This is a genomic window from Pseudomonas sp., assembly GCF_048265905.1.
GTDB lineage: Bacteria > Pseudomonadota > Gammaproteobacteria > Pseudomonadales > Pseudomonadaceae > Aquipseudomonas.
This window is the reverse complement of the sequence record NZ_JBLXAP010000027.1, coordinates 1-8,052: the sequence shown is the minus strand read 5'-3', so window position 1 is coordinate 8,052 and position 8,052 is coordinate 1. Positions and strand designations below refer to the sequence as shown.

General features: G+C 50.5%; 8 protein-coding genes. 2 read left to right on the top strand and 6 right to left on the bottom strand.

Translation table 11 applies throughout. From position 1 onward, the window contains the following. Both ACN0UH_RS19235 and ACN0UH_RS19230 read left to right on the top strand, forming a co-directional pair. A partial coding sequence (locus ACN0UH_RS19235) for a hypothetical protein (RefSeq protein ID WP_417663564.1) occupies positions 1-336 on the top strand: 336 nt, incomplete at its 5' end. A 13-nt stretch (positions 337-349) separates the two neighbouring features. Next, the gene (locus ACN0UH_RS19230; protein ID WP_417663563.1) at positions 350-610 is read left to right on the top strand and encodes a hypothetical protein; all 261 of its coding nucleotides are present in this window, start codon (positions 350-352) and stop codon (positions 608-610) included. 569 nt (positions 611-1,179) lie between these two features. Here the strand turns inward: ACN0UH_RS19230 and ACN0UH_RS19225 are convergent. The 6 genes from ACN0UH_RS19225 to ACN0UH_RS19200 all read right to left on the bottom strand — a co-directional run bounded on the left by ACN0UH_RS19225 (position 1,180) and on the right by ACN0UH_RS19200 (position 7,936). Continuing rightward, positions 1,180-1,707: a hypothetical protein gene (locus ACN0UH_RS19225; RefSeq protein WP_417663562.1), complete on the bottom strand. Its 528-nt coding sequence runs from the start codon at positions 1,705-1,707 to the stop codon at positions 1,180-1,182. Positions 1,708-1,853: 146 nt separating this feature from the next. Further along, positions 1,854-2,192 carry a hypothetical protein gene (locus tag ACN0UH_RS19220; RefSeq protein ID WP_417663561.1) on the bottom strand — a complete coding sequence of 113 codons (339 nt, stop codon included), beginning with the start codon at positions 2,190-2,192 and terminating at the stop codon, positions 1,854-1,856. A gap of 9 nt (positions 2,193-2,201) precedes the next feature. After that, the gene (locus tag ACN0UH_RS19215; RefSeq protein ID WP_417663560.1) at positions 2,202-2,837 is read right to left on the bottom strand and encodes a tetratricopeptide repeat protein; all 636 of its coding nucleotides are present in this window, start codon (positions 2,835-2,837) and stop codon (positions 2,202-2,204) included. Between the two features lie 3 nt (positions 2,838-2,840). Then, a complete protein-coding gene (locus ACN0UH_RS19210; protein ID WP_417663559.1) occupies positions 2,841-3,851 on the bottom strand; it encodes a tetratricopeptide repeat protein in 1,011 nt (336 codons plus the stop codon). After that, positions 3,848-7,048: a hypothetical protein gene (locus ACN0UH_RS19205; protein ID WP_417663558.1), complete on the bottom strand. Its 3,201-nt coding sequence runs from the start codon at positions 7,046-7,048 to the stop codon at positions 3,848-3,850. The genes ACN0UH_RS19210 and ACN0UH_RS19205 overlap by 4 nt, the downstream gene beginning before the upstream one ends. Positions 7,049-7,069: 21 nt before the next feature. After that, a complete protein-coding gene (locus tag ACN0UH_RS19200; protein ID WP_417663557.1) occupies positions 7,070-7,936 on the bottom strand; it encodes a DUF4123 domain-containing protein in 867 nt (288 codons plus the stop codon). Positions 7,937-8,052: the final 116 nt, after the last annotated feature.

The following is an 8,052-nucleotide window of genomic DNA, read 5'->3' as shown; positions in this document are numbered from 1 at the left end:
GACGCAACCGAGGCCTTTAGCTTCAGCCCTGCTGTAATTGGCTGGGGCATCGCCGCAGTGGCGCTCGCAATTTTCTCTGTCACCTTCAACACCTCAGCCATGGTTCTTGGCGCTGGCTTATTCGCCAAAACCATGGCGGCTCTAGTGGGCTCGGCGCTGGGCTGGGGTGGTGCGCTTATCGGAGATGCCATACGCCGCTTTGCTCACCCCGATGCGGTGTTTACCAATGGCGGCATCTTGAGCCTGATCTGGATCAAGGTCTTTTGGGCGCTTGGTCCGCAAGTCGTTGGTCTGTTTATAGGTGTGTTCACTGGTGCAGCCATCGTACTCAAGTAACCTAGGAGCCAACATGCGACTCGCACTTATGACTGTCATTGCCCTGATCGCATTGGCGGGATGCTCCGACGAAAGCTCGAAAATCAGAGGGCAATTCCTTTCAGGTTGCATGCAAGGCGGCGCATCGAAATCAATCTGCTCGTGTATGTTCGAAAATCTTGAGAAGACGTATTCACCCGCTGAAATGAAAGCGTTCAACAATCATCACGGCGCGCCACCAAAGCAACTTGTCAAAGACCTAATGGCATCTGCCATGGCTTGCCGACAAGAATGACCTTCCCCATCGACTGCAGCCGGATACCCTGAAGTGGGGTATCCGGCTGCAGTCAGACTTCTTTTTTCTTTTAAGTAAAGCCACGGCGCAAGAAATCAGAATGAAAGCGGTTTCCATACCGTTTGATCAAGTGTGGCTCTTGCTGCGGTAAGTCGTACCAAATCGCGCCCAGATCAATTCTGGTCAACAGCAGCCATCCAGATGAGAAACAGCACGCCATTTCAAAAGCACGCAGCAAGGTCATGACGGATAGAAGTCGGTCGATTCTGTTGAAAAAGTCGGCCTTGGTTACCACGGCGGAAAAGTTGGCGTTTGAGATTGAAATCCTAAAATCTGGCAGATGATTTCGGGCTCAGATTTCATATAGCGACGCGCTGAAAAAGCGTTTTCATCAGTCACTAGTGAGACCGTTTGGGTAACCCGACTTTTTCAACAGAATCGGCCGAAAGCTGTTGGAAGCGATCATCCGCTTTTGGGGCGCTTTGTCGCGATGTAGCAATTTGCGGTGCTACAGAGTGTCGAGCAGTACTTCCTATCGACTGCTACAACAGCCTGGTCCCACTGTGTGCTCAGGGCTGAAAGCGGCGCAGCTTGTCCAGCGAATAACCCAATGGTTCCAGAGACGTTTTGAGCGTCTGACTGTATTGCTCCAACTCTGACATCGATAGCTTCAGCGCCAGACGCAATTGTCTGCCCTCGCAATCCTCGACCACTAGGCCACGATCCCGGTTAAACAACCAACCTTGCTGCTGATAAGGCGCAACCGAGACAATTCGCTTACGTGGTAGTTTTTCCTGCCAGATGGGTTGGTTGTCGCACAGCATTTTCAGATGCAAGGCATTGCGCTGGAACTCGATGTTCGGATCGCCGCTGCGCAGCGGGTCTTTCGGGCCACTCAACCAGTAAACCAACACACCAATCGAAACGCTGACAATTATCGTCAGCAGCAGCTCCTGGCCTTCATTGAGTTCACGCAAACCAGAAAAAGTCAGGCCGAATATCAACAGTGCTGAACTCCAGCGCATGGTACTGGCATGGTTGGAAGTACCTTGGAGATAGATGCGATCAAGCATCTGGCTGTCGAGGCGTAGGCTCATGTCTATTCCTTGGCGTGAGTGGTTATTCAGAGATTCTTTGAACCGGGACAGCTACCCCTCTGACCCATGGGCTTTTGACTGTGGCGTTAAGACACAAGTCTGTTATCAATAAATCAATAAAAAACACATAACAAACTTAGCAAAAGTTAAAACCCTAGCTTATCAGGGAAAAACGAGACGGGTGGATGAGTTTTTTCCCACTCTTCAGCAAACACCTTGGCTTGTTCTAACTCTTCAGGGGTCATCTTGGCGGCGATTCTAGGCATGACCTCATCAAGGTATATTTGTTTATTGCCACCACCATCTAAAACTCGAAGAAGTGAGAGCAAACCGTAGCCTTTTATACGATCAAGAGGATAACCGACTTTGTCAGGCTCATGAGCTAAGTAGGCGCCATAACTTGTTATCGCGCCATCAAAACCCGTCTCAGCTGCTTTGGCTATCCAATAGCGCACAGCTTTAAGATCCCCATCGTCATAAAGCATTGAAACATATTACATTATACCTTTCGGATCCCCCCCATCAGCACTGGCCTTAAGCCATTTCTTAACAGCGGCACTTCGGTTCCATGGTAGGAAAAAACCATTACCCTCTAAGTATCTATTTGCTAACAACCACTGTGCTGGTGCATAACCTGCTTCAGCAGACTTTTTCAGCCATTCTATATCGGCAGTGGCGTTATACATTATATTCATCGCCTCGCTATCACCTTGCTCTGCCAGTGGGCGAGCTGTATTTCTAAGCTGTAACAGCCAATCGCCAGCAGATTTAGTGCCAACAGGACAATTTTTCATTATCGCGCATAGATCACTGTCCGTGCCTGACAACCTGAACATTGCGTAATAATCGCCTTGATTAGCAGCCGCGATATACCACTTCGTAGCTTCCTTGGTCATATATCGATTATTCTTACGAAGCGCCTCCCCAAGGATATATTGAGACTCGCGGTCACCCGCTTCAGCGGCCTCTGTTAGAAAAGGCACGACTGAAATAGCCTTGTATTGGTTGTAGAGCGTAATGCCGCGCTCTTTAGCCGCTTGCTGCTCTGGGTCAAGTTGCGCGTAGGCACTTGCTGAAAATACAGAGAGTAACAAACTGAAGAATAAGCGCTTGCATAATAAGTCTAACAAAAATTAAAACCCTAGCTTATCTGGGAAAAACGAGACGGGTGGATGCGCTTTTTCCCACTCTTCAGCAAACACCTTTGCTTGCTCTAACTCTTCAGGCGTCATCTTAGCGGCTATTTCAGGCATTACATCATCTAAATAGACTTGAATATTACCACCGCCGTCTAAAACTCTAAGCAGTGATAACAGGCCATATCCTTTAACCCGATCAAGTGGATAGCCTATCGCATCAGGTTCATGAGCCAGGTACGCACCGTAACTGGAAATAGCTGAAACATAACCCAGCTTACTTGCTTCTGCCATCCAATGACGCACTTCCTCAATATCTTTGCCCTTGGCATGACCATCATTATAGAGAGTGTCTGCATATTGCATCATCCCTTTAGGATTGCCCCCTTCAGAGCTAGCCTTGAGCCATTTTTTAACAGCGGCGCTTCGGTTCCAAGGTAAGAAAAAACCTTCGCCTTCCAAGTAGCGATTCGCTAAAGATAATTGTGCTCGCGCATAGCCTGCTTCAGCAGATTTTTTCAGCCATTCCATTTCACCTGTTGAGTTATACATAATCATCATCGCTTCACCATCACCAGCCTTTGCTAAAGGCTCTGCGGTTTTCCAAAGTAGTCTTGTCCAGTCGGCAGCGCTTTTACTGCCTTTTGGGCAATTATTCATTATCTTACAAAGGTCGCTATCCGTATCCGACAACCTGAACATTGCGTAATAGTCGCCTTGATTTGCAGCCGCGATGTACCATTTCGCGGCTTCTTTAGTGACGTACCGATGTTCTAGACGTATATCTTCAGCAAGATAATACTGCGCCTCTGAGTCACCCGCTTCGGCTGCTATCAGTAAATCGCTGTATGCTGGTTTGTATTGGTTAAACAGCGTAATGCCACGCTCTTTAGCCGCCTGCTGCTCTGGGTCAAGTTGCGCGTAGGCCATATTCACTACAACCAACATCAACGCAGCAGCCGAAATAATTTTCTTTAAAAACATAGCACTCACTTTTATATAACTCATTGAGACGACCCAATATATTCTGCTCGGCCTGCCGGTATGAATGTTCGGCCATAATAGCTGCTGCGTTGGCAGAAGCCGTCCTTCAATGCACCTAGTGCAGCAGCAGAAAGCTTATATCTTTCTCGCATTCTATTATTAGCCCCATCCAAACTTAAAACACGTTCAGCCATAAAATTATCTAATGCCAAACGATTTTCGCAATAAATCTGGCCAGCATCTGCTGGTTTAGTACCAAACCGATTCATTCGCGTGCAAGCTTCTTCGAATTGGCGCTGAGCTTCAGCTACTTTTCCCGTCGCTTGGGCTTGCCTTGTAATCCATCCTAGAATTCGTTCAATTGCCTGTTGCTGGATCAAGTTACACTCTGATTCCGAATATTCTTTTTTATTGACCTGCACACGCCCGTCAATCACTTCACTGTCTTCAATTGTAAACGCCTCTGGCGGGCTAATCAGCGTCATTAACATCGGCCCCAGCGCTTCTGGAATAGCCTCGACAAACCACCGCTCAAGTTCTGCAGGCTTTCTATAAGTCATGATGCCATGTGCAATTGGCCCACCTTTGCCCCCTCGCGTCAGGGCTTCGTACAGGGAAAAAGCCATGTCCATCATGTAGACCATTTTTATGTCGAGCCCTACTGCAGCAAGCAGGTTGAGCATCGACATCATCCCAAATGCGTCACTGGTGACCCAGCCTAATGGGCGGTAATGATTTTCTCGCAGTTCACGGCGAAATATATTAATCAGCTCGGCAACCGCTTGGTAACCGACCTCAAAACTGAATACGCCATCCACACCCGGCCCGGCGATAACGGCGGCTTTGATGGTAAGGATCAAACGGTTATTTTGCAGCGAGATGCTCAACTCGGCCTTGGCACCTATACCGGCCGCAATGCTCAGGTTCGCCCCCAGTCGCGCCAGACTCAGCCACTGATTATCTTGCGCTACAGTGCTTGCATCCGCCCCTGCTAGTGGAACGCTACGCAATGCGGCCAGACCCGCAGGCGGTGCCCAATTGACTGCACCGGTTATCTTGATACCGGCTTGCACCCCCGCGAAAACATTGAACTGTGCCTTGACCCCATCGTCCACACGCATACCGCCCGAACCACTCGAGACAGGCTGGCTGACATGAGTGCTGTTGACGGTGCCAGGCGTACGCGTGCCTGGCTGGGAAGGATCAAGCAACAGGTCATGACTGGATTTATCTGGCCCAAAGCGCAAGCTGCCGGCCAGCATCAGTGAAGCCCCTGCGTAGCCCCACGCCAGAATGCTGCAATGGATCGAAAACCGCCCCAAATTCAGCTCTTGCTTAATACCTTTATAGTCAACATATGCCAGCTTGAAATCGGTTGCAGCGCTGCGCTCAGGTATATCGACCTTGAGCAGCTCAACCTCGCCCCGGGCCAAGTCGATATCCAAGGTTGCACTGGCGAAGGCCTGAAAGCCGTCCGCCATCGTAAAGTTGGGCGTGGCAACAGATGCGGCTGAATGAATACTCGGCTGCGGTGGTGTCAGGCAGCGTATAAGCTGCGCCTGCGGGCTTTGATTAAACAGACGCAATGCAACGCGTGCATCTTGGCGGAATAGTACTTGGCGCAAGCGCTCGCCCCAATCGGCGCGGGTGCCAGCATCATCCAAAATAGCTACCTGCCAATGCTGCGCCTGCAGGTGCTGATAAAACAACTCGATATCAAACCAACCTTCAGCGTCAAACCAATTACCGGCTTGGTCTTTTAGCTGTTTTGCGCCTTGGCTAAGAAGCCATTCTTGAAACTCAGTCCGCGCCCCTTCAGCGACTGAACTCGCTCCACTGACCGAACTGCGTAACTTCGAAGGAGATTCTCTTAGCAGCTTGGCGGCATCAGCTTTGAAATTATCGCCCATGTCCTTGAGGCTAAAGTGGCTGAGAACACTTTTACCGTCGGCAAAGCTGACTTCGCGCAAGGGGAAATGGGTTTTTACCAAGCGCTCTACGGGCTTGGGTTTGAAGTCATCAGGCTGCCATATCAAATGACGGCGCGGCTGCATGCTCGCCACATTCTGTTCAGCAAGCGTTTTCAAGCTCAATTTTTCTGCGAGCAGAACGCTACGTTCTAAACTCTCGGCGTCAACCAAGCCTGCCGGGGCTGGCGTGTTCTCACCACTGGCCTCGATCCAAGCGTTGTATTTGTCACTTATGCGCTGAGTGACTTGCAACAAGCGCTGCTCAAGCGATAAGTATTGTTTGAATGCAGCCACGCCACTATCAACGCCTGCCCCTGCGGCGCTATCGACCAGGGCGAACTCAGGCAATGCAAGCCCGTAGTCAGCAACCGCGATAATCGCGTCTAAATATTCGCTGTACTGAATACCCTGTTCGTTGCTATCGACCCAACTCATATAGGTAGCGAGCTTTGCACGGCAATTAACTGCGCAATCAATCGCATCCTCAAAACGAGTTTTTTTCTCCGCAAGCAGCTTGGCTATTTCATCTTGGCTATAAACCGGTAGCTCGCCCTGACTGAGTAGCGCATCCCGAGCTTTGAGATACTTCTCTACACGCTTGCGGGCCTCCATGGCTTCAGGGGTAAAAAGGTGGTCGTTTTCGTAGGTGTATCCTTGGTTTTGAGCAATCTGAAGCGCGCGATCACGCAATGAGTCCCACTCGCGGTACAGGGGCTCAAGTCGTTGATATTCATCCCAGGTTGGGGTTGCCCGCATACGCGGGTCCATCAGTGCATAGGCACGCTTTTGCATGTAGCGCGCCTCCAAGTGAGGCTCTTCGGTCTCAATTTGCAGCATTCTTTCTTTCTGTGCCCCTTCAAGGAAGTTTGCCAGTACAGGCTCCATGAAGTACTCGAGCAGACCGCTCTCGTCCAAGCCTTTTTTGCGCTCATCAGGGCTTTTAGTCGGTGCGATTTGTTGCCCGAGCTTATGTTCAGCTTCTTTGAGTAGCGAGGCGACACGCTCGGGAATTAGCCAGAACGCCTGCTCGTCTGTGGCATAGATAATACTGCCGTAGCGCGTTGTACAAGGATGTGCAGCTTCTTGATCAAAGCTTTGCTCACAGGTCGGCAGCTCTTCCGGTAGAGGATCAAGTTGCAGTACATCTCGAGTGTCTGCCGCCTGGCCTGACGATGCTTGAGCTGACGTATCACCCGAATTTGGCTGCTGCATTGAAGGCTTAGCCTGCGCTGGGCTTGAAGTATTTTCCATGAGTGATTCCATTCAGCTGGATTAGGAAGCGGCGCTCAATGCCTTGAGGTGTTCGATCTTAACAAAGGCTTCACTGCGACTCTGCAATATCGCCATGATCTCGGCTCGCCCGTTCACTGCCGGGCCTGAAACCAGTTCTGGTAGCTGCACTAGATGACGACCCTGGTAGATCCCTTGCTGTACCAACAGTTCAAGGTTGTCGATTACCTGTGGAAGCTGTTGTTCAGTGGGTGATCCAAATGCCGGATACACTTCATCGATCCAATAAACCCAGCGCAAGGTCCGATAGATAGGCATAACTTTCTGCGGCAAACTAAAAAGCGGTGGTTCTATTGACGGTTGAGCGCTTTCGGGCGCCTCACGATGCCAGCTCAGCCAATGATCACTTTGGGAGTCGAGATAACCAGGCACTGAGCTGTAAACACTGTGCCAAGGCCCCATTAGCTCAGCGCGTTGTGTATCACTAACTGCCGAAGCCAGAGCAGCCCAGAAACTCGGCAAATAATAAGTCGCCAAGCTTTGCCCGCCAGAGCCATCATTGACCTTTATTAACCACTGGGCATGTGCAAAAGCGCGCTGACCATCATCCGCACTGATAATGATTCCAGCATGTTTTTCCTTGCATAAATGCATACCCAGCACGGCCAGCTCACTCCCCTTTTCGGCGCTAAACCAAAGAGGGCCGGATGCAGCCAAGTGGCTGTACTCAGTATTGCCCAGCAGATACTCCGGGCTCCAGGACTGACCAATGCCGTATAAGCGCTCTAATGCATCAGGCTGACGCCCTTGATCGATAATAAAATAAAGAACATTTGCGTCGCTGCCAGCAGGCGACTTTTGCGACGGGTCCTTCGCTCTGTCTATAAACTGTGTCAGGCCTTCATGCATGGGCAATCCCCCCGACTGCATGCCGTTGCACTTAACCTTCCGCACAAGGGGGTCAAACCCTCTCGCAAAGCTAGCGGCATAGTTGGCTCACCCGCCACATCCGCATCCCCCGCCTT

Coding starts and splice junctions, on each gene's coding strand:
- ACN0UH_RS19230 (WP_417663563.1), top strand. CDS start 350: ATGCGACTCGCACTTATGACTGTCATTGCCCTGATCGCATTGGCGGGA.
- ACN0UH_RS19225 (WP_417663562.1), bottom strand. CDS start 1,707: ATGAGCCTACGCCTCGACAGCCAGATGCTTGATCGCATCTATCTCCAA.
- ACN0UH_RS19220 (WP_417663561.1), bottom strand. CDS start 2,192: ATGCTTTATGACGATGGGGATCTTAAAGCTGTGCGCTATTGGATAGCC.
- ACN0UH_RS19210 (WP_417663559.1), bottom strand. CDS start 3,851: ATGAGTTATATAAAAGTGAGTGCTATGTTTTTAAAGAAAATTATTTCG.
- ACN0UH_RS19205 (WP_417663558.1), bottom strand. CDS start 7,048: ATGGAAAATACTTCAAGCCCAGCGCAGGCTAAGCCTTCAATGCAGCAG.
- ACN0UH_RS19200 (WP_417663557.1), bottom strand. CDS start 7,936: ATGCATGAAGGCCTGACACAGTTTATAGACAGAGCGAAGGACCCGTCG.